Genomic DNA, 19,292 nt, shown 5'->3' with positions numbered 1-19,292 from the left:
TAAAAACCGCACAACTCCAATAAAAGGCAAGTCCATGACTCCGCTCAAACTCCTCGTCACTCTCGGCGCCCTGGGCGCTGCCTCCCATGCCATGGCCTGGGACTATGTCCTGCTCGACACCGATAAAGCCGCGCAGCCCTGGCAGATCACCAGCCAGCAGCTTGGCGTGAAAACCGACAAACCCTTTTCCGTGACGATGCGCACCCTGCATGGTGGTCGTCAGGAAGGCGTCAGCATCGTCGATATCGACAACGGCACCATGAAGCTTTCGGTCGTCCCGACCCGGGGCATGAACGTACTGCAAGCGTCGGTCGGAAATGCACGGATGGGTTGGGATTCGCCGGTCAAGGAAGTGGTCAATCCGGCCTTCATCGAACTCAACGGTCGTGGCGGGCTGGGATGGCTCGAAGGTTTCAACGAGCTGGTCACCCGTTGCGGTTACGAGTGGGTGGGGCATCCTGGCATGGACAATGGCGAGCTGCTGACGCTGCACGGTCGTGCCGCCAACATCCCGGCCAACAAGGTCACCTTGCACATCGATGAAAAAGCACCTTATGCCATCACCCTGAGGGGCGAGTTGAAAGAGCAGGCTTTCAAGAAGGTCGATTTCTCGGTACAGACCGAGCTGGTCACCGAACCTGGCAGCGTAACCTTTGCCCTCAACGACACGTTGACCAACAACGGCGACTATCCAAAGGAATACCAGGCGCTCTATCACAGCAACTTCAGTACGCCGTTCCTGGAGCAGGGCGCGCGCTTCGCCGCGCCGGTCAAGCAGGTCTCGCCATTCAATGACAAGGCCAAGGGCGATCTGGCCGACTGGCAAACCTACCGGGCGCCCACCAAGGATTACGACGAAACCGTCTATAACGTCGTGCCTTATGCCGATGCCAAGGGCGACACCCTCACCGTACTGCACAACAAGGCCGGTAGCCTCGGTGTGTCGGTGGGCTTCAACACCGCAACGCTCCCCGTGTTCTCCCTGTGGAAAAACACCGATACCCAAGGCCAGGGTTACGTGACCGGGCTGGAACCGGGCACCAGCTTCTCCTATAACCGCCATTACCAGCGGCCACTGGGCCTGGTGCCGACCATCGCGCCGAAAGAGCAGAAGCACTTCCAGATCCATTACAGCCTGCTGGCGGACAAGGGCGCCGTGGACAAGGCGCTCAAACGCATCGGTGAGATCCAGGGCGAACGCAAAACCGAGGTGCGAAACACGCCGTTGGTGGACCTGAGCAAACCGTGACACGGTTCAGGCCGTAGCAGGTCGGTATTGCAAGGCTTCGGCCAGGTGCTCCCGGCTGATACGGCCCGCTTGCTCAAGGTCCGCCAGTGTCCGCGCGACCTTGAGCAGGCGATGGGCGGCCCGCAGCGACAGAGTCAGTCGCTCGCAGGCCATTTCCAGCCAGGTTTCATCGGCTGTGGATAACGTGCAATGCCGACGCAAACCCGGCAGATCCAGAAACGCGTTGGCACAGCCCTGGCGCGTCTGCTGGCGTTCTCGGGCTTCGGCCACCTGTTCGGCCACGGTAGCCGTGTCCTCACCCGGTTCGCATTTGGGATTCAACGCCGTGGCCTCCCGTGCGACCGTCAGGTGCAGGTCGATGCGATCCAGCAACGGGCCTGAGAGCTTGTTGCGATAGCGCTGCACCATGTCGGGTGTGCAGGAGCAACGGCCACTGGGCTCGCCAAGATATCCACAAGGACAAGGATTCATCGCAGCCACCAGTTGGAAGCGCGCCGGAAAGCGTACGCGGTCGCGGGCACGAGACACGACGATGTGGCCCGATTCGAGTGGCTCCCGCAGGACTTCCAGGACCTTGCGGTCGAACTCCGGCAATTCATCCAGGAATAACACGCCATGGTGGGCCAGGGTGATCTCGCCCGGCTGGGGTTTGGAACCTCCACCCACCAGCGCCGGACCGGATGCCGAATGATGGGGCTGGCGAAAAGGGCGTTGCGGCCAATGGCTCAAGGGTACGCAACTGGCGACCGACTGGATCGCCGCGACCTCCAGGGCTTCGCTCTCGGCCAGTGGCGGCAGCAGTCCCGGCAGACGACTGGCGAGCAATGTCTTGCCGGTACCGGGTGGCCCGCTGAACAGCAGGTTGTGCGCGCCGGCGGCAGCGATCAGCAAGGCCCGCTTGGCCCCGAGCTGGCCTTGCACTTCATTCAGGTCAGGGTAGGGCTTGCTGGCCGAGAGCAGCCCGTTCGAAACGAAAGGCTCGACCGGAGCGTGGCCGTTGAAGTGCGCCACCACTTCAAGCAGATGATCCACGGCGATCACTTTCAGGCCCGAGGCAAGGCACGCTTCCTCGGCATTCGCCCGCGGCACCACCAGAATGCGTCCGGCCTTGCGCGCCGCCAGCGCTGCGGGCAATACCCCGCGCACCGGTCGCACGGCGCCGGATAATGCCAGTTCACCGAGGCATTCCACATCGTCCAGCGTCAGGGTCGGCACCTGCACGCTGGCCGCCAGGATGCCCAGGGCAATGGCCAGGTCGAACCGCCCGCCGTCCTTCGGCAGGTCCGCCGGTGCCAGGTTCAAGGTAATGCGCCGCGCCGGGAAGTTCAGCCCCGAATTGATGATCGCGCTGCGCACCCGGTCCTTGCTTTCCTTTACCGCCGCTTCCGGCAGACCGACCATCGTCAGTGACGGCAAGCCATTGGCGAGATGGACCTCAACGGTAACGGCGGGAGCCTCCACCCCCACCTGGGCGCGGCTATGGACAATGGCGAGCGACATGCATCGTTCCTTGAAAGGGATATAAAGACCGCATCCTGCGGTGCTTGAAGGTTAGTCATGGGAGAGAATTAAGGTGAGGCGATTAAGGGATGAAACTTTGGCAGGATGTTGCAGATAGCGGGAAACGCTCGTCGAGCAGCCCAGGCGTCGTCGGCTCAATAAAGGGCTATCGGAATTGAGCGAGTTCCCACAAATATTAGCGCAGGGCAAACTATTGCCATCCTCCTAGGCAGTGGACTCCATGAAACCCCGCTATTAGCAGGGTTTTTCTTTATGCCGCTGGTTCTGGTTCAGGTGGTTCAACTATCGGCGGAAGTGGGGGCGGGGGCCGAGGCGCGGAAGGAGTTGTTGGTGGCAATGGTTGGGGTCCATTGGCCGAGTGATGTCCTGAAGGAAAAGTATTAGATGGCCCGCTTGGAGTGCTTGAGGTTGGCCATGCCGGCGTTGCCATAGAAGCTCCGGGATTTGATGGCGGTGGCGGTGTGAAAGCACCTACCTTACTCAGCAAGTCCTGAACAACCTTTCCTTCGATAGTCTGATACGGATCTAGATACTGAGTTCCTATATGTAGGGCATCCGTCTTGATGATGTCAACGGCCAAGCCAGTTCTGTCTTTCTTATCGCCCCTAGACATAAAGAAAGCTGCGTATTTGCTAGGCGGCACGCCAGAAAACGTTTCGAATAAAGTTTTATCCGGCGTCCCAGCGTCAGTGGTTATGGCGTCCTCATGGAGGTCTAGTGCAAGGCTTTTTTCATACGGCTCAATGTAGACAACCCGTTTAATGCCTGCGGCGATGATATGTCGAGCGCAGTTATGACAGGGGAATGTTGTTGTGTACAAGACACAAGAATCGGTTGAATTCCCATGAGAGCGCGCTAGGCCGAGTATTGCTTCCATCTCCGCATGGATGGCTCGGGAAAATTCGATAATTGACCCAGCTCTTGTCTCTTTTTGGATCAGCCGAGCAAGCTCGTTTTTGGTCTCTTGAGTAACAGCCACTTTTTTGCTGACGATATCCACAATATCTTCAATGAGATGAGACTTATGTATGTCGTTGTAGCATTTGCCGCCGTGAAAAAAGCACCGCTGGTCGTTCGTACTGTCTGATGTGTACAGCCCTCCGCCAAATTTCGGCACATCGTTCCAGCCGAGGGAAATAACATTTCCTTCTTTGTTGACGATGGCTGCACCGACCTGTCTGCTAAGGCATGCGGACTTCAATGAGGCGGAATAGGCGGCGTACATACCCGATTCATCTGCAGTCGGTGTAATACCATTTTTTCCGTGGACCAGAGCCGCAAATCGTTGACAGGGATCGGTAAGGTTCGATACCGAGTCCTGGTTGTTGCGAATGAAGAAGTCAGCAAGTTGTAGCGTTTTCTCTAGTTTTTGCCCGTGGGTTGCATTTAGTTCGTTTCGGTCACGATCAATCAGATACTGCGCTTCGTGCTTAGGAATTCTTTCTGAGCGCGTTAGGTAGTTAAACCTGATTTTTTCGGGGCTTAGGACACCTATTAGATAAAAAATGTTTCCATAGACAAGCTTGAAGAGTTCGACCTCTTCTGGATGTTTGAGCTGATCAATGATGTAAACAGTTTTAGGGGTCTTGCTATTCGGACCTTTTGCGATGGTGCGCTTGACTGCAATCTCCTGCATGGCCAAGGCTGCAAGGATCGGTGGATCATACTTTCTTCTAAGCTCGTTACCTAGATCTTGAAGCGTTGTATAGCGCTCTTTACCTGAGCAAGCATCTAAAGAGAGGGTCCTTAGCTCAGGCGGAAGTCCGTGAGTTTTAAAGTGCCCCCTGATGATATCGCTGACTTTTACATGTTCAGTGATATATCCGTATTCCTCGAACTGAAGACGGATAGAGCGAATGACGTCTGCCAAATTGCAGCCAACAGGGCCACAAAAAGCGATGACGATTTCATCGGTACGCCGACCCTCGATTCGTTGGCGCATGCTCATTGTGAAGGATTTAGCATCCGCACTTCTAGCGACTCGTTCCTTTGGGGCGGGTGCGGCCATCTTCAGATCCTTGAAGCTTTATTAAAATATTTCGGAATTACCAATCGGCCTTTTGGGCATTTGCGACAATCACCTCAAGTGCCTTTCTGTACTCCTCAGTAGCTTGGCGTTCCTTGAACTGAGCGAAGCCGATCACATTCGAGCGCTGATCCGTGGCGCCCTTAGCAAGCTTCGCGGGGTGCTGCACGTTTGACTCCTCAGTTTTTTTCATCTCGGCTTCATCCCCATATGGTGACGGTCAAAAACAGGCCCGCATTCTACAGGCGCGTATGCCCAAGTTAAACCTCCGATTGGGGATTAGCATAGCTCTATTTGCCTACACGACAAGCGGTATAAAAGTCTGCGGCAACGGCTGTGATTCCCAAATCTATTACTGAGCGCCGCTTCCGGCAGACCGACCATCGTCAGCGACGGCAAGCCATTGGCGAGATGGACCTCAACGGTAACGGCGGGAGCCTCCACCCCTACTTGGGCGCGGCTATGGACAATGGCGAGCGACATGAATCGTTCCTTGAGGGGGATATAAAGACCGCATCCTGCGGTGCTTGAAGGTTAGTCATGGGGAAGTGCTTCGGCCCGGCGAATGATGAGCGAAATATTGGCAGGATGTTGCAAGTGAAAGGGTGGCCTGGGAGGTGGGGGATTAGGCCTCTGCTAGACTGCGATCTGTGGCAATTCAATGGCTCAGGGAGGAAGCGGCCATGAACGATCTGCTGGCGCTGTTGACCGATAACCGCTTCATGCCCCACGGGCATTGCTACATGTGGCGCCCGGATCTGCTCTGGACCAACGTGATTGCGGACGGACTGATCACATTCTCCTACGTCACCATTCCCTTTACGCTCATCTACTTTATCCACAAGCGCAAGGACGTGCCTTTCGACTGGATGCTGGCGGCCTTCGGCGTCTTCATCCTGGCCTGCGGGACCAGCCATGTGATGGAAATCCTGACCATCTGGCAGCCCTATTACTGGCTGTCGGCGCTGGTTAAGGTGATCACCGCGATTGCTTCGGTGATTACCGCCATCCTGCTGGTCCGGTTGGTGCCCGCGGCCTTGAAGATTCCCAGCCCGCAGCAAATGGCTCGGGTCAACGATGAATTGCGCGAGGCCCAGGCCGAACTGGTTACTACGGCTCGCCGGGCGGGCATGGCGGAAATTGCCACGAACGTGCTGCATAACGTGGGCAACGTGCTCAATAGCGTCAATGTGTCGGCCCAGGTCCTGTACGACAAGGTGCACACATCCAAAGGGCAGGGGGTCGCCAAGGTCGTTCAATTGATGAAGGAACATTCCGATGACCTCGGCGACTTCTTCAGCAGCAACCCGAAAGGTCGCGCCTTGCCGGACTATCTCGGCAAGCTGGCCGAATCGCTGGCCATCGAGCAGCAGGGCATGATCAACGAGTTGGCGCAGTTGACCAAGAGCATCGACCATATCAAGGAAATCGTCGCCACCCAGCAGTCCTATGCCGGTAACTCCAGCGTGCTGGAGGCAGGTTCGTTACGAGAACTGATCGAGGATGTCGTGCGCATCTGTGATGTGTCCCTGGCCCGTCATCAGGTAACGGTGGTCAAGGAACTCAACGACATCCCGACCATGGCGCTGGATAAGCACAAGGTGCTGCAGATACTGATCAACCTGATCAACAACGCCAAGCAGGCCCTCGATCCGGTCACGGACCGTCCGTCCCGGATCACGCTGCGCCTGAAGGCTATTGACGACCAGCGCGTACGTATCGAGGTCGAGGACAACGGCGAGGGCATCTCCATGGACAATCTCCCCCACCTGTTCGAACACGGCTTCACGACACGCGTCGACGGCCACGGTTTCGGCCTGCACAGTTGCATCCTGGCGGCCCATGAAATGGGCGGTGAACTGACCGTACAGAGTGCCGGACCTGGGCAGGGAGCCTTGTTTGCGTTGGAACTGCCGATAGCCGATCAGGAGCAATCCCTGCACGCAGCGGGTGGTTGAGCAGGCTTTCTCGCCGCTGTTTACTCCTGCGCTGGAGCCAGCCGCGCCTCCAACTCCGCCACCTTCACCTCCAGGCTTTCCAGCCGCGCCCGGGTGCGGGCCAGCACGACCATTTGACTGTCGAATTCTTCCCGGCTGACCAGGTCCAGCTTACTGAAGCCGCTTTGCAGCAGCGCCTTGAACTGGCTTTCGATTTCGCTCTTGGGCAACGGAGTGTCGCCGCTCAAGAGGCGGGAGGCGTGGCCGCTGAGGGCGTCGAGCAGGTCTTTGGGGGCGAGCATGGCAGCAATCCTGAAAACGATGGCGGCAGTGTATCACGCAGTGTCTATAGTCAATCCGCATGCACGGGATGCACGCTTTTCGCGCACAGGGTCCAGCGGTGTCGCACTGTTGTTGTGCGTATCGCTGCGGTTCGTGGGGCGACGCAGGCGGATGCTGCTGGTAAATCCCTGAAATCAGGGGACTTGGGCACAGATGGCAAGGTTTCTGCTTAGCGGCTAATGACCCATGCACTGATGCAGTCGTTGTGACGAATGCAGTGCAGCCAGGCGAAGCGGGGAGCTTCACCAGGCACGGTTGACTGGCGCTGGTCGGGCAACTTGGGCCGACGATGCGTTACAAAGCCAGGCACTGCGCTTAGACTTGAGTCGGGTTTGTTTTCCTGGGGCAAGTCCACCAATTCGGGAGAGAGTTTCATGAAGCTAGTCACTGCCATCATCAAGCCGTTCAAGTTGGACGACGTGCGCGAGTCGTTGTCCGAAATCGGCGTGCAGGGCATTACCGTCACTGAGGTCAAAGGCTTCGGCCGGCAGAAAGGTCACACCGAGCTGTATCGCGGCGCGGAATACGTGGTCGATTTCCTGCCCAAGGTGAAGATCGACGTCGCCATCGACGACAAGGATCTTGACCGGGTGATCGAGGCAATCACCAAGGCCGCCAACACCGGCAAGATCGGTGACGGCAAGATCTTTGTGGTCAATCTGGAACAGGCTATCCGCATCCGTACCGGCGAAACCGATACCGACGCCATCTAAGCCGCCAAACCCAACGCCCCAGGAGAAAACAATATGACTCTGCGTAAATTCGCAGGGCTAGGAGCCCTGTTGTCCTTCGTAATGCCTGGCCTGGCCATGGCTGAAGAGGCGGCAGCCCCCGTCCTCAACTCCGGCGATACCGCCTGGATGCTGACTGCCACGATTCTTGTACTGTTCATGACCATTCCCGGCCTGGCGCTGTTCTACGGCGGCATGGTGCGGTCGAAAAACCTTCTTTCCGTGATGATGCAATGCTTTGCCATTACCGGTCTGATCAGCGTCCTGTGGGTCATCTATGGCTACAGCATTGCGTTCGACACCACCGGCATGGAGCAAGGCGTCGTCAATTTCAATTCCTTCATCGGTGGCCTGGGCAAGGCGTTCCTGGCGGGCGTGACCCCGGCGAGCATCACCGGTCCGACAGCGCTGTTCCCTGAAGCGGTGTTCGTCACCTTCCAGATGACCTTCGCCATCATCACCCCGGCCCTGATCGTCGGCGCCTTTGCCGAGCGGATGAAGTTCTCCGCCATGCTCATCTTCATGGGTGTGTGGTTCACCCTGGTGTATGCGCCGATTGCGCACATGGTCTGGTCCGGTAACGGTGGCCTGCTGTGGGACTGGGGCGTGCTGGACTTCGCCGGTGGCACCGTGGTGCACATCAACGCCGGGATCGCGGGCCTGGTGGCGTGTCTGGTACTGGGCAAGCGCAAAGGCTTCCCGACTACGCCAATGGCACCGCATAACCTGGGTTATACCCTGATGGGTGCGGCCATGCTGTGGGTCGGCTGGTTCGGCTTCAACGCCGGTTCCGCCGTCGCCGCCAACGGCACTGCCGGCATGGCGATGCTGGTGACCCAGATTGCTACCGCTGCTGCCGCGTTGGGCTGGATGTTTGCCGAGTGGATCACCCACGGCAAGCCAAGCGCGCTGGGCATCGCCTCGGGCGTAGTAGCAGGTCTGGTTGCGATCACTCCGGCTGCTGGCACCGTGGGCCCGATGGGTGCACTGGTCATCGGTCTGGCCGCAGGCGTGGTGTGCTTCTTCTGCGCAACCACCCTCAAACGCAAGCTCGGCTATGACGACTCCCTGGATGCCTTCGGCGTACACGGCATCGGCGGTATTCTCGGCGCGATTCTCACCGGCGTGTTCGCCGCACCGGCCCTGGGTGGCTTCGGCACCGTGACTGACATCGCCGCGCAAGTGTGGATTCAAGTCAAAGGCGTGGGTTTCACGGTGATCTACACCGCGATCGTCACCTTCGTCATCCTCAAGGTCCTGGACGCCGTCATGGGGCTGCGTGTCTCCGAGGAAGAAGAAGCGGTTGGCCTGGACCTGGCCCAGCACAACGAGCGTGGCTACAACCTGTAAACCCACGCAAAAAAATATGCCCGGTTCGCCGGGCATTTTTTTGCCTGGAATTTGTCAACGCTCACAGGAAGCGCCGGTTTTTCCAAGGCCTTTTTGTCTTGCGAATGACAGGGTTTTTCCAGCGCCAAAGGCTTACATCGAAGGTGGAATATTAGGCTCTTTGTTTTTTTCCTGAGCGCGCTAGAATGCGCGCCGAGCGTGCGGAGAACTGTATGTGGCAACAGACGCTGATTACCCTGCGGGCAAGGCCCCGGGGCTTTCATCTGGTGACAGACGAGTTGCTCGCCGGCCTGCCTGAACTCCGGGCGTGTCGTGTTGGTCTGTTGCATCTGTGGCTGCAGCATACCTCGGCCTCGTTGACCATCAACGAGAACGCCGATCCGGCGGTACGTCGAGACTTCGAACGATTTTTCAATCGGCTGATCCCACAAGGAACTGCCGACTATGAGCACAACGACGAAGGCCTGGACGACCTCCCGGCGCACTTCAAGGCCAGCGTGCTGGGATGTCAGCTCAGCCTGCCGATAACGGACGGGCGACTGGCACTGGGTACCTGGCAAGGTGTTTATCTGGGCGAGCACCGTGATCATGGCGGTGCTCGTAAAGTCCTCGCCACCTTGTACGGTGAAGGGGCATGACCGCCGATTGCCGGTGGATGTTGAATTTTTTCTGGCAGCCTTCGACAGATGGCGTAGCTGGGCTATAACTAATCTGCTTTTCGCAAGTCATGAGGTAGAACATGAGCGACGATGATCTGGAAAACGACGACCTCGAAGTAGGTGAAGAAGACGAGGCCGAAGACGGCTTGGAAGCGGCGGCTGAAGACGTTGCAGACGACGATGGCGCCGATATACCGGCCCCGACCGCCAAGGGTAAGGCCAAGGCTGCGGTGTCGGTCGACGAATTGCCGAGCGTAGAAGCCAAGAACAAGGAGCGTGATGCGCTCGCCAAGGCCATGGAAGAATTCCTGGCCAGGGGTGGAAAGGTGCAGGAAGTGGAGGCCAATGTGGTTGCCGATCCGCCCAAGAAGCCTGACAACAAGTACGGCAGCCGCCCTATCTGAGTTCTGCTTCCTGCTTGCTGAAAAAGCCCGCCGTCGTCGCGGGCTTTTTCATGGGCGCTGATTGGCTTTCAGGCTATGCGCAACCTTGTGGGAGCGAGCCTGCTCGCGATAGCGGTATGTCAGTTACATGAAGGTCACTGGCACGCCCTCATCGCGAGCAGGCTCGCTCCCACAGGGTTAAGTAGTGCTCTTGGATTCAGCCCTGGCTATGCCATCCCGCCAACAACTCCGGCAACTCGGTCAGGCTGCGAATCTCTGCATCCGGCAAGTGGTCGGCATCCCAGGCCTTGCCTGCCGGGTTAAACCACACCGCCCGCAGGCCGGCCTGTTGGGCGCCAGCGATATCATCGCCGGGATGATCGCCAACGTGTACGGCGGTCTGCGCCGTGGCGCCACCGCGTTGCAAGGCTTCGTGGAACAGCCGCGCATCGGGTTTGGCGATGCCGATGTCCTCGGCGCACAGTGCGAACTTGAAGTAGTCCGCCAACCCCAGGCGACGCACATCGGCGTTGCCATTGGTGACCACGCCGAGGGCGAAGTGGTTGGCGAGGATTTCCAGGGTGGGCTGCACCTCAGGGAAAACCTCCAGTTGATGGCGGGCATGCAGGAACGTCTCGAAGCCCTGGTCCGCCAGCTCGGACGCTTGCCACTGGTCATAACCGGCCTCCTGTAGCGCACGGAACAGCACCCGCCGCCGCAAGGCGCTGATGCGATGCTTCAGATCGGGTTCTTCGCGCAACACCTGCGCGCGAATCGAAAAAAGATGCTCGACCGGCAAGCCGCCCAGGTTCGGTGCGTTGTCGGTCAGCCATTGGCGTAGAACGGCTTCGGCCGTGGCGATCACCGGGGCGGTATCCCACAAGGTGTCGTCGAGGTCGAAAGTGATGAGCTCGATGGTCATGATTCGTCGCCCTTGATGCGTTTGGCCCTGGGATGGGCACTGTCATAGACCGTCGCCAGGTGCTGGAAGTCCAGATGGGTATAGATCTGAGTGGTCTTGATGTCCGAGTGGCCCAGCAACTCTTGCACGGCGCGCAAGTCCTGGGAGGATTCCAGTACATGGCTGGCGAAGGAGTGCCTGAGCATGTGCGGGTGCAGGTTCTGTCCCAGCTCGCGTTCGCCGGCAGCCTTGACCCGCACCTGGATCGCCCGTGGACCAAGGCGGCGGCCCTGTTGGCTGACGAACACCGCGTCATCGACGGGATTGCTCAGGGCGCGCAGCGGCAGCCACAGCTCCAGGGCTTCCCGGGCCTTGCGGCCAATGGGCAGCAGGCGGGTCTTGCTGCCCTTGCCGAGTACCTGGACCATGCCGTCGGCCAGGTCCAGTTGATCCAGGTTCAACCCTGTCAGTTCGGACAGCCGCAGGCCGGAGGAATAGAACAGTTCGAGAATCGCCTGGTCCCGTCGCGCCAGGAAATCATCTTCGACCGCGCCTTCAAGTAATTGCAGGGCGCGGTCGGTGTCGAGGGTTTTCGGCAGGCGGCGCTCGCCCTTGGGCGGTGCCAGGCCGGTGGCCGGATCGTGATCGCACAGGCCTTCGCGGTTGAGGTAGTGATACAACCCGCGTACCGCCGAAAGCAGGCGCGCCAGGCTGCGGGAAGACTGTCCCTGCTGATGCAGGCGCGCCACCAGGCTGCGCAGGCGCTGGATGTCCAGCGCCTGCCAACTGCCGACGTTCTGCTTCTGGCACCAGCCCAGCACTTTTTCCAGGTCGCGGCGATAGGCCGCCAGCGTGTGGGGGGACACCTGGCGCTCACTGCGCAGGTGTTCGCAGTAGGCGTCCAGCTGTCGTTCCATCATCAGCGTACCGAGCGCAGCGAACCGGCAACCCGTGGCAATACCCGGCCGGTGACTTCGGCGATGTAGCTCAGGAACAGCGTGCCCACCGAGCTCTTGTAGTGCTGCGGGTCACGGCTGGCGATGGCCAGCACGCCATGGACGCCTTGGTGGGCGATGGCGACGACGGCGGTGGAGCCGATCTGCTTGCGCTGTTCTTCGCCGAAGAGGAAGTCCAGCTCATGTTCGCGCAGGCTGCCACTGACGCTTTTGTTCTCGGTGAGCAGGCCGCCAATGGCGGTCTGTGCCTCGGCGTGAGTCACCCAGCGACCGACCGGCATGGCGTTGTCGCCGAACAGGATCAGGCTGACAAAGGGCACCTGGAAATCCTGGCGCAGGCTGTCTTCGACGCTCATGACCAGGTCTTCGAGGGTGCTGGCGTCCATCAGGGCGAGGATCAGGCGGCGGGTCTTGTCGAAGAGCCGATCGTTGTCCCGGGCGACGTCCATCAGGTGCGAAAGGCGATGGCGCATCTCGATGTTGCGCTCACGCAGGATTTTCATCTGGTGCTCCACCAGCGATACGGTGTCGCCGCGCCGGTGGGGGATGCGCATCACTGCAAGCAAGTCTTCTCGTTCGACGAAGAAATCCGGATGAGCCTCCAGGTAAGCGGCCACCGCCGCGGCCTCCGGAAGCGGGCTCGAGGATTCATCGGGCTGTGGCGCTGGAACCTGTGGCGTGTCGGTCATGGGTTTGGCTCATTCAAAGACGGACTTGTCCTTCGTATACGCGCACTGCCGGGCCGGTCATCATCACCGGTTGGCCGGGGCCTGCCCATTCGATGGACAGGCGCCCGCCGGGCAGGTCGATCAGCAGGGGCGAATCCATCCATCCCTGGCTGATCGCAGCGACTGCGGCGGCGCAGGCGCCGGTGCCGCAAGCCTGGGTTTCCCCGGCACCGCGCTCCCAGACCCGCAATTGCGCGCGGTGACGGTCGATGACCTGCAGGAAACCTACGTTCACCCGTGCTGGAAAGCGCGGATGGTTCTCGATCTTCGGTCCCAGCTCATGCACCGGCGCGTTATTGATGTCGCTGACTCGCAGCACGGCATGGGGATTGCCCATGGACACCGCCGCCAGCTCCACCGTGGTGCCGTCGACGTCCAGTTGGTAGCTCAGGGCCTGGGCCGCTGCTTCGAACGGAATATCCGCCGGCACCAGGCGCGGGGCACCCATGTTGACGCCGATCTGGCCGTCGTTGCGCACGTCCAGCTCGATGATGCCGCTTTTGGTCTCGACGCGAATCCTGCGCTTGGCCGTCAGGCGCTTGTCCAGCACGAAGCGGGCGAAGCAGCGTGCGCCGTTGCCGCATTGCTCCACTTCCGAACCGTCGGCGTTGAAGATCCGATAACGAAAGTCCACGTCCGGGTTATTGGGCGCCTCGACGATCAGCAACTGGTCGAAACCGATGCCGGTGTGCCGGTCACCCCATTGCTTGGCATGCTTGGGCAGAATGTGCGCGTGCTGGCTGACCAGGTCGAGAACCATGAAGTCATTGCCCAGGCCGTGCATCTTGGTAAAACGCAGCAGCATGGTTTTACTCCGGCAGCAGGCTTTCGCCGGCAAACAACTCGGCTACCGTCTCGCGGCGACGCACTTCGAACGCTTGATCACCGTCCACCAGCACCTCGGCGCAGCGGCCGCGGGTGTTGTAGTTGGAACTCATGACAAACCCATAGGCACCGGCCGAATGCACCGCCAGCAGGTCGCCTTCTTCCAGCGCCAGCTCCCGGCCCTTGGCCAGGAAGTCACCGGTTTCGCAGATCGGGCCGACGATGTCGTAGCTGCGGGCGGCGCTATCGCGGGGACGCACGGCAGTCACATCCATCCATGCCTGGTACAGCGCCGGGCGGATCAGGTCGTTCATGGCCGCGTCGACGATGGCGAAGTCCTTGTGCTCGGTGTGCTTGAGGTACTCGACCTGGGTCAGCAGCACGCCGGCATTGGCCACGATGTAGCGGCCCGGCTCGAACATCAGCGCCAGGTCGCGCCCTTCGAGACGCTCGCGAACGGCCTTGATGTAATCGGCCACCAGGGGCGGCTCTTCATCGCGGTAACGCACGCCGACACCGCCACCCAGGTCGATATGGCGCAGGTAGATGCCGCAATCGCCGAGACGGTCGACCAGCGCCAGCAGGCGATCGAGGGCATCGAGGAAAGGTTCCAGGGTGGTCAGTTGCGAGCCGATGTGACAATCGACGCCCAATACTTCCAGGTTCGGCAGTTGGGCGGCACGCACATAGACGTCTTCGGCGTCGGCGATGGCGATGCCGAACTTGTTTTCTTTCAGGCCGGTGGAAATGTACGGGTGGGTGCCGGCATCGACGTCCGGGTTCACGCGCAGGGAAACCGGCGCACGCACGCCCAGCTCGGCGGCGACGACCTGGAGGCGCTCCAGTTCGTCGGTGGATTCGATGTTGAAGCAATGCACGCCGACTTCCAGGGCGCGGCGCATGTCTTCGCGGGTCTTGCCGACGCCGGAGAAGACGATCTTGTCCGGACTGCCGCCAGCCGCCAGTACACGTTCGAGCTCTCCGCCGGAAACGATGTCGAAGCCGGCCCCCAGGCGCGCCAGGATATTGAGCACACCCAGGTTGGAGTTGGCCTTCACGGCGAAGCACACCAGGTGTGGCATGCCGGTGAGGGCGTCGGCGAAGGTCCGGTATTGGGCTTCGATGTGGGCACGAGAGTAGACGTAGGTTGGCGTGCCGAAACGTTCGGCAATGGCGGACAGGGCAACACCCTCCGCGAACAGCTCCCCGCCACGGTAGTTAAAAGCGTCCATGGCGTTCCCTTAGTAGGTGGTGTGAGTGTCGTGCGCGTGGGACTTGGATTGCGACGACTTGGCCTGCTCTTCAGGGGACTTGCTGTCATCAGGCAGGTACAGCGGACCTTTTTGACCACAGGCTGTCACAAGGCAGGCAACCGCGACGAGCGCAGCAAGGGAAGAGATCAGGCGCTTCATGGCGAAATCCTTGAAAATGCATTAATTGCGCCGGAGTATACCGGCCACCCGGCGGCTTGCCTATGCAACGGGGCTCCCGTCCGGCGGGGCTGGTGGTCGCCGATGGGTTATTCTTTGCAATCATCTGGCCGCACCCGTATCTTGCGGCGCTTGAGCATGAGCAGACATTTTGAGGTTGTCGTAATGAAAGAAGCCCGTTTCCACGATCTGGTCGATACCACCCAGCAAATACTGGAGGATATCTTCGATGAGAGCGAACTGGACGTCGATCTGGAAAGCTCTGCGGGTGTGCTCACCGTCAAGTTCGAAAACGGCAGCCAGTTGATCTTCAGTCGCCAGGAGCCACTGCGGCAGTTGTGGCTGGCGGCGGTGTCCGGTGGTTTCCACTTCGACTACGACGAGGAAAGCGAACGCTGGGTATGCGACAAGCACGCAGAGCAGTTGGGCGAGATGCTCGAGCGTATCGTCAAGCAGCAGGCCGGTTTGGAACTCGAGTTCGAAGGCCTGTGACAACGTGAGCCAGACCGTTCCGGGCCGGCCACCCAAGCCGCTCTACAGCAACGTCAGCCCTGCCGTGCCGTCGCCGTGTACCAGTGTGTGCAAGCTGGATGAGCAGAAGGTCTGCCTCGGCTGTTTCCGCCATGTGGAGGATATCCGCGAGTGGCGCTCGGCTGATGATGCGCGCCGGCGGGTGATCTGTGCCGAGGCGCTCAAGCGCCAGAATCGGAAGTGAATGCGTACTCGTGGGAGCGAGCCTGCTCGCGATGGCGGCGTGTCAGTCACATCAATGCTGATTGATCGGACGCCATCGCGAGCAGGCTCGCTCCCACAGGAACTGTCTGGACCTGGCACTCGTGTATCTGTCTGGCCCGGGTTGTATATTTTTTGAGCTGTGATAGTGTCCGGCTACGCCTCAACTTGCCGAGGCCTGTGAAAAACCCCGTCTTTTTGTGGCGGGGTTTTGCTTTTTTCGTGCAGAAGAAAGGAGTCTGCCTGGATCATGACCGCACCTTCCATCACTCTTACCCGCCTGGACGTCCAACGTCTGGAGCGACTGATCGACAGTCTCGACGAAACGCTGCCGGGCGTGATTGCGTTGCAAACCGAGCTGGACCGCGCCGAAACTCTGGTGGGCCATGAAGAAGTGCCCGCCGATGTCGTGACCATGAACGCGCGCGTACATTGCCGCGAGGAAGGCAGCGGCAAGGATTACCATCTGACCCTGGTTTATCCACAGGACGCGAATGCCGACGAAGGCAAGGTCTCGATCCTTGCGCCGGTGGGCAGCGCCTTGCTCGGGCTGAAGGTCGGCCAGCACATCGATTGGCCGGCACCGGGTGGCAAGACGTTGAAGATGACGCTGCTGGCGGTGGAATACCAGCCCGAAGCGGGCGGCGACTTCCACCTCTGAGGATTTCAGACCAGGGCCAGTGCTTCGTTCAGGGCGCGTTCCAGATCGGCCTTGTAGCGCAGGTACAGATTGCTTGAGCAAGCGCTATCGCCCACCAGGCCCGAGAGGTCCAGGTCGGTGATGTAGCAGCGATAGCGTTCGGCCTCGCGGCGCTGCTCGACGATCTCACTGGCGACCACACGGAACAGTTGGTCGCCATGTTCCAGTTCCGAAAACTCCTGCTGGTTGCAGTACAGCGTGACATGGACCTGGCCATGGGTCGCTTTGCCGATGATGGCCTGCACGTCGTAGAACGGCTTGTTCTCGGGTGTCTGCGGCGCCGGGCGCATTTCGACCCGGCGTGCGCGTCCGTTGCCCGAGGGCAGGAGCTGGTAGTACAGGGTGTCCAGGTTCAACGGCTGGTCGGTGTCCATCGACAGCAAGGCGTCCCGACGGTACAGCACCGATTGCAGGAAGCGCTGCAGCGGTACCAGCAGGCTCTGTTCGTCGTGATAGGGCAGTCGCTGTTGCCACAAGGCGTTGAGCTCATCGAGCACATACACATCGGCGTCGTCCTCATTGACCCGGTAGAACACCTGGATGCATTCCGGCTGGCCCATCGGCAGGATCAGCGCCAGGTCATGGTCTTCCAGGGCCATCGGGTCCAGGTGCAGCGGGCTGTAGGCATTCAGTTCTTCGCCCAGGTAATCCAGCAGCGCCGACAGGCTGCCCAGCGCCACGTGCTTGACCTGGCCCGGGACCAGCTCCAGCACGTGATAATACTGCTGCACCTGCAGCAGGTAGCGATGGTTGAGTCTGCTCAACAACAGAGCCTGGGCCGTTTCGATGACCTCTTCGACCCGCCGCGCGATGAACTGTGCCCGGTTGTGGCAGAAACAGCGCACCTGCAAGCGCGGCTGGCGCGCAGCGGCGGGCAGGTCGTTGAGGTAGTCGCGCAGGCAGTCCAGCAATGCGTGTTCGCCATCGAACCGGTTGACCAGCACTTCATTCCAGCTGTTGAGCGTGACCTGGTCGAGGGTCAGCACCAGGTTTTCCCTGACCCCGGCATAGCTCAGGGAGTCGGTGCGCTCGGTGGTCATGAGGATGTTCAGATCGCGGTGATGCTTGAGCGGGTCGACGCCGACATTCACCAGGATCAGCACTTCACTGGGGACGCTGGCGTGCAGCAACTGTTCTTCGTCGACCGTGGCCAGGGGCAGGGCGATGGCCTGTTGCAGGCTGCCCAGCAGGTTGAACAGTTCGAACTCGCTCAGGTCGCTATCGCCTGGGTGCAGCGCCAGGCGTGTGCTGCTGTCGATCACGCCGTTGCGATGGCACCAGGTCAGCAGCTCCAGCAATTCGCGGCTGCGCTTGATCGGCGCGAAGTTCTCCCATTCCAGGGCATTGAGGCTGCCGTTGTAGAGGCCCCACTGGTTCTGTCCGGGTTCTTTCTTGTTGGGCGACTGGACCAGCGTCAGGGTGTCCTCGGCCAGGTCCGGGGCGATGCCGGGGTTGATGAACTCGACCTTGTCGGCCTTGCGCTCGAAAGCTGCATACAGCCGGCGGCCAAGGACGTTGAGGTCGCGCTTGTTGATCAGGCTGACGGTTTTTTCGGTGCGGGCGAACTGGGTCAGGAAGCGGTAACTGTAGGTCAGTTCGTTGACCAGCGCGCGACGCTCGTTGCTGACCTGGCGCACCTTCCACTGGCTGCGGCTGTCCAGCAGCGCAAGCTGGCGCGGGTCCCAGCCCCATTCTCCGGCCAGGCGTTCGAGCAGTGTCCGTTGCCAACTGCTGCTGCGCCCTTGACCGGTGAGCTTGCGGTTGACCTTCAGGTACAGCGCGCGTCGGATCAACTCCAGGCGCTCGGGTTCGCCGCGAGCGTTGAGGTATTCCTCGATACGGCGGTACACCAGCATGTACGGGTCCAGCTCCTCGAGGTCCAGGCGGTTGGCGAACACGGCTTGTTTGAAGCGCAGGCTCAGGCAGCGGACATCGGGGTGTTCGCTGGCGTAGACCTCGGTCAGCAACAGTTTGAGCACGGACTTGTAGGGCGACTCGATCCCCTTGAACAACTGCCAGAGCCCGGCGCCAATGAACTCGCCCGGTGGAATGTAGGCCAGGTGTCCGAGGTCGAGGGTCTCATCGGCGCGGATGAAGCGTTTGGAAAGCAACGTATGGGTGTATTCCTCATAGTTGTCTTCTTCGTACACCGGCACCAGCCACCAGATCGGTGTGCGCCCGGCCAGCCAGATCGCCGTGCGGTAGAACTCATCCAGCAACAGGTAGTGCTGGGTCGTGCCGCAATCGTCGGAACTGAGTTGATTGTCCCGTTCACCCCGCACGAACCGGGCCGGGTCGATCAGGAAGAAATGGGCTTCGGCGCCCTGGGTCGCGGCCCAGGCTTCGAGTAACTGGCATTTCTTGCGCAGCTCGGCCAGTTCGTCGTCGCTCAGGTCCGGCCCATGGCAGACCCAGACATCCATGTCGCTCTGATCCGCCTGGGCAAGCGTGCCCAGGCTGCCCATCAGGTACAAGCCCAGGATCGGTCGCGGCGGATTGCTGCCATGGCGTGGCTTGTAGGAAAACGAACGGGTCAGTCGCTGGGCTTCGGCGAGGACGCTGGCATCGGGCTCGTAGTTCGACAGCCCGGCCGGTGTACTGCCGGAGACGTAGCCTGGCAGCAACGGATGATTGACGTGGAAAAACAGCGGAAGCAGCGTCAGCACGCCTTGTTGGCGAGGCGACAGGCCTTCCATGGCGCGATCCATCCGGACGGTGTTGAGCTTGAGAAAACGTGCGCGCAATTGGCCGAGGACCTTACGGTCGATTCCCTCGTCCAGATCGGGGCGTATTTCGTGATTGCGGGTCATGTCGGCTCAAAC

At 60.2% G+C, this 19,292-nt stretch carries 20 protein-coding genes and 1 pseudogene; 9 read left to right on the top strand and 12 right to left on the bottom strand.

Features of this window, described 5'->3' with window-relative positions:
• The first annotated feature begins 34 nt into the window (after window positions 1-34).
• Window positions 35-1,249, top strand: a complete 1,215-nt coding sequence (locus N005_RS18725; protein WP_047702566.1) for an aldose 1-epimerase family protein — start codon at window positions 35-37, stop codon at window positions 1,247-1,249.
• Between the two features lie 6 nt (window positions 1,250-1,255).
• On the opposite strand, the gene N005_RS18720 is transcribed toward N005_RS18725, so the two are convergent.
• The 4 genes and pseudogenes from N005_RS18720 to N005_RS30015 all read right to left on the bottom strand — a co-directional run.
• Entirely contained in the window at window positions 1,256-2,749 is a 1,494-nt protein-coding gene (locus tag N005_RS18720) for a YifB family Mg chelatase-like AAA ATPase (protein WP_047702565.1), read from the bottom strand.
• Between the two features lie 271 nt (window positions 2,750-3,020).
• On the bottom strand, window positions 3,021-4,778 hold the full coding sequence (locus N005_RS28335) for an anti-phage dCTP deaminase (protein WP_081993291.1): 1,758 nt from the start codon (window positions 4,776-4,778) through the stop codon (window positions 3,021-3,023).
• Between the two features lie 37 nt (window positions 4,779-4,815).
• Window positions 4,816-4,989, bottom strand: a complete 174-nt coding sequence (locus tag N005_RS29335; protein WP_154673555.1) for a hypothetical protein — start codon at window positions 4,987-4,989, stop codon at window positions 4,816-4,818.
• 164 nt (window positions 4,990-5,153) lie between these two features.
• A pseudogene (locus N005_RS30015) lies at window positions 5,154-5,279 on the bottom strand (magnesium chelatase domain-containing protein); the annotation flags it as partial.
• A 200-nt stretch (window positions 5,280-5,479) separates the two neighbouring features.
• Between N005_RS30015 and N005_RS18710 the strand changes: the two are divergent.
• Window positions 5,480-6,754: a sensor histidine kinase gene (locus tag N005_RS18710; protein WP_047702564.1), complete on the top strand. Its 1,275-nt coding sequence runs from the start codon at window positions 5,480-5,482 to the stop codon at window positions 6,752-6,754.
• Window positions 6,755-6,774: 20 nt separating this feature from the next.
• On the opposite strand, the gene N005_RS18705 is transcribed toward N005_RS18710, so the two are convergent.
• The gene (locus N005_RS18705) at window positions 6,775-7,035 is read right to left on the bottom strand and encodes an accessory factor UbiK family protein (protein ID WP_047702563.1); all 261 of its coding nucleotides are present in this window, start codon (window positions 7,033-7,035) and stop codon (window positions 6,775-6,777) included.
• Window positions 7,036-7,449: 414 nt separating this feature from the next.
• Here N005_RS18705 and glnK point away from each other — a divergent pair, with 414 nt between their 5' ends.
• The 4 genes from glnK (at window position 7,450) to sutA (ending at window position 10,219) form a co-directional block, all read left to right on the top strand.
• Window positions 7,450-7,788, top strand: coding sequence for a P-II family nitrogen regulator (glnK, locus tag N005_RS18700; protein ID WP_002555808.1), 339 nt, complete (start codon window positions 7,450-7,452; stop codon window positions 7,786-7,788).
• A 33-nt stretch (window positions 7,789-7,821) separates the two neighbouring features.
• Window positions 7,822-9,156, top strand: a complete 1,335-nt coding sequence (locus N005_RS18695; protein WP_047702562.1) for an ammonium transporter — start codon at window positions 7,822-7,824, stop codon at window positions 9,154-9,156.
• A gap of 212 nt (window positions 9,157-9,368) precedes the next feature.
• Entirely contained in the window at window positions 9,369-9,794 is a 426-nt protein-coding gene (locus N005_RS18690) for a secondary thiamine-phosphate synthase enzyme YjbQ (protein WP_047702561.1), read from the top strand.
• A gap of 101 nt (window positions 9,795-9,895) precedes the next feature.
• Window positions 9,896-10,219 carry a transcriptional regulator SutA gene (sutA, locus tag N005_RS18685; RefSeq protein WP_024780560.1) on the top strand — a complete coding sequence of 108 codons (324 nt, stop codon included), beginning with the start codon at window positions 9,896-9,898 and terminating at the stop codon, window positions 10,217-10,219.
• 196 nt (window positions 10,220-10,415) lie between these two features.
• On the opposite strand, the gene N005_RS18680 is transcribed toward sutA, so the two are convergent.
• From N005_RS18680 to lptM, 6 genes are read right to left on the bottom strand one after another with little or no spacing between them, the layout of a single operon-like run.
• On the bottom strand, window positions 10,416-11,120 hold the full coding sequence (locus tag N005_RS18680) for an HAD family hydrolase (protein ID WP_047702560.1): 705 nt from the start codon (window positions 11,118-11,120) through the stop codon (window positions 10,416-10,418).
• Window positions 11,117-12,016 (bottom strand): tyrosine recombinase XerC, encoded by a 900-nt coding sequence (gene xerC, locus N005_RS18675; RefSeq protein ID WP_047702559.1) that lies wholly within the window; start codon window positions 12,014-12,016, stop codon window positions 11,117-11,119. Before xerC ends, N005_RS18680 begins: the two co-directional genes overlap by 4 nt.
• 2 nt (window positions 12,017-12,018) lie before the next feature.
• The gene (locus N005_RS18670; protein WP_047702558.1) at window positions 12,019-12,744 is read right to left on the bottom strand and encodes a DUF484 family protein; all 726 of its coding nucleotides are present in this window, start codon (window positions 12,742-12,744) and stop codon (window positions 12,019-12,021) included.
• A gap of 13 nt (window positions 12,745-12,757) precedes the next feature.
• Window positions 12,758-13,588, bottom strand: a complete 831-nt coding sequence (gene dapF, locus N005_RS18665) for a diaminopimelate epimerase (RefSeq protein WP_047702557.1) — start codon at window positions 13,586-13,588, stop codon at window positions 12,758-12,760.
• 4 nt (window positions 13,589-13,592) lie between these two features.
• Window positions 13,593-14,840: a diaminopimelate decarboxylase gene (lysA, locus tag N005_RS18660; protein WP_047702556.1), complete on the bottom strand. Its 1,248-nt coding sequence runs from the start codon at window positions 14,838-14,840 to the stop codon at window positions 13,593-13,595.
• 9 nt (window positions 14,841-14,849) lie between these two features.
• Complete coding sequence (gene lptM, locus N005_RS28325) at window positions 14,850-15,020, bottom strand: LPS translocon maturation chaperone LptM (RefSeq protein WP_047226132.1); 171 nt, start codon at window positions 15,018-15,020, stop codon at window positions 14,850-14,852.
• Between the two features lie 183 nt (window positions 15,021-15,203).
• Here lptM and cyaY point away from each other — a divergent pair, with 183 nt between their 5' ends.
• The 3 genes from cyaY (at window position 15,204) to rnk (ending at window position 16,431) form a co-directional block, all read left to right on the top strand.
• On the top strand, window positions 15,204-15,530 hold the full coding sequence (cyaY, locus tag N005_RS18650) for an iron donor protein CyaY (RefSeq protein ID WP_408003358.1): 327 nt from the start codon (window positions 15,204-15,206) through the stop codon (window positions 15,528-15,530).
• A 4-nt stretch (window positions 15,531-15,534) separates the two neighbouring features.
• Window positions 15,535-15,753 (top strand): DUF1289 domain-containing protein, encoded by a 219-nt coding sequence (locus tag N005_RS18645; RefSeq protein ID WP_047702554.1) that lies wholly within the window; start codon window positions 15,535-15,537, stop codon window positions 15,751-15,753.
• Between the two features lie 267 nt (window positions 15,754-16,020).
• Window positions 16,021-16,431: a nucleoside diphosphate kinase regulator gene (gene rnk, locus N005_RS18640; RefSeq protein WP_047702553.1), complete on the top strand. Its 411-nt coding sequence runs from the start codon at window positions 16,021-16,023 to the stop codon at window positions 16,429-16,431.
• Window positions 16,432-16,436: 5 nt separating this feature from the next.
• On the opposite strand, the gene N005_RS18635 is transcribed toward rnk, so the two are convergent.
• Window positions 16,437-19,280, bottom strand: a complete 2,844-nt coding sequence (locus N005_RS18635; protein ID WP_047702552.1) for a class I adenylate cyclase — start codon at window positions 19,278-19,280, stop codon at window positions 16,437-16,439.
• Window positions 19,281-19,292 lie beyond the last annotated feature (12 nt).

Source organism: Pseudomonas mediterranea CFBP 5447 (genome assembly GCF_000774145.1).
GTDB classification, from domain to species: domain Bacteria; phylum Pseudomonadota; class Gammaproteobacteria; order Pseudomonadales; family Pseudomonadaceae; genus Aquipseudomonas; species Aquipseudomonas mediterranea.
Note: the sequence above shows the minus strand (reverse complement) of the source record. Positions and strands in the feature narration are given on the sequence as shown.